A 1316-nucleotide genomic window follows, 5' to 3' on the forward strand; every position below is an offset into this window, starting at 1 on the left:
GCGCACCGCCCTCGTTCGTGAGGCGTATATAGTCGCCACCCTGACAAACTGTCAACACCGATCTCAGATGTTTTTGAGATTTCTCGTGGAGATATCCACGGGGTCGAGATTTGTGAGTTGGCTAGGCTGAGTTTCCACATCGCTTCTTGCGCTTGGTCGCGCCTGGGATACTCGCTTCGGACCGTATGCCTCGCTTTGAAAACCGCTGTCCGCCCGACGGCCGCGGACCTTGCCCGAGCGGCTTTTCAGCGGCGATCCTCCAGCAATTCCGGTGTGATGTTCCGGCCTGCGTAGAAGATGCCCAGGATCAGCACCTGCTCGCCCTCGACTGCAGGCAATGCTGACCGCCCGTCGGTAGCCGATGATCCGCAGTCCGGGCATGATCTCGCGCCGCTCGGTGCCACGCTGTGGAAAAGTCGATAGACCGAGACAATGGTCTTGAATACCCGCGACAAAATTCCAGGCGATCACCGGCGATGCCCGCTCGGCTATGTCGTCATAGAGCCGTTCGAGTTCGGCTTGTGCGGCGGGATGAAAGACGATCCGATAGTCCATCCCCTACTTGGCTTTCGCCTGTTTCGCGCGATGGCGCGCCTCCAGCCGAGAAAAAACCGCGTCGGCCGGGATTCCTTTAGCTGGATCCTGCTGGAGCTCGGCCAAGCGGCCCGGAATTTCCTCGCGCAGCCATCTTTCCCGCTCCGCCTCGAAATTCTCGAGCATGCGCAGGCCGGCGCGGACAACCTCGCTGGCATTGTTGTAGCGACCTGATTCGAGCTGCTTCCTGATGAAGCGCTCATAGTGGTCGTTCAGAGCGTAGTTGGGCATGACAATCTCCCGGAAAGAGATGTGGGATCGCGGCACGGATTTAGCAATAGATGTCAAATATTAGCAATTTCGACCGACGTCGACCATCCTACATTTTGATCCGATTGTCTCGCAGACAGGCTCGAATCGCTTGATTCGGCATACCGGGAAACCGCCTCAGTCGGAGTGACGCCGGCGTGATCGAGGATCGCGCCTGCAACCGGGATAGATGGGATCTGCTCCTCCCGATCCAGCCGGGACGGCTGGCACTGAGCCGGCTGAGATGGATGCCTGCCGGCTGAATTCATTTCGCATTTGATTGCGGACCGCCGCCTCAATTCGCATTTTCGTGGTTGGCCTTGGCTCTGGGAGCCAGATTTGTCCGCCGCGCGAGCTGAGAGCTCGTCTGGCCCCGAGGCATGGAACGACTGAGGACTGGCTCCGTGACGCTTTGGCTTGGCTTGTATGGTTCTGGCGGGCGGATTGTGTTTGGTGTTGCGGGATTTGGTTTT

At 58.7% G+C, this 1316-nt stretch carries 1 protein-coding gene and 1 pseudogene; both read right to left on the reverse strand.

Translation table 11 applies throughout. From position 1 onward, the window contains the following. Nucleotides 1-245 precede the first annotated feature (245 nt). Nucleotides 246-555 (reverse strand): annotated as a pseudogene (locus LB532_RS30000) (type II toxin-antitoxin system RelE/ParE family toxin). 3 nt (nucleotides 556-558) lie between these two features. Then, nucleotides 559-825, reverse strand: a complete 267-nt coding sequence (locus LB532_RS30005) for a type II toxin-antitoxin system ParD family antitoxin (RefSeq protein ID WP_140640364.1) — start codon at nucleotides 823-825, stop codon at nucleotides 559-561. Nucleotides 826-1316: the final 491 nt, after the last annotated feature.

The sequence above is a fragment of the Mesorhizobium sp. ESP-6-2 genome, from assembly GCF_020164675.1.
Taxonomy (GTDB): Bacteria; Pseudomonadota; Alphaproteobacteria; order Rhizobiales; family Rhizobiaceae; genus Mesorhizobium.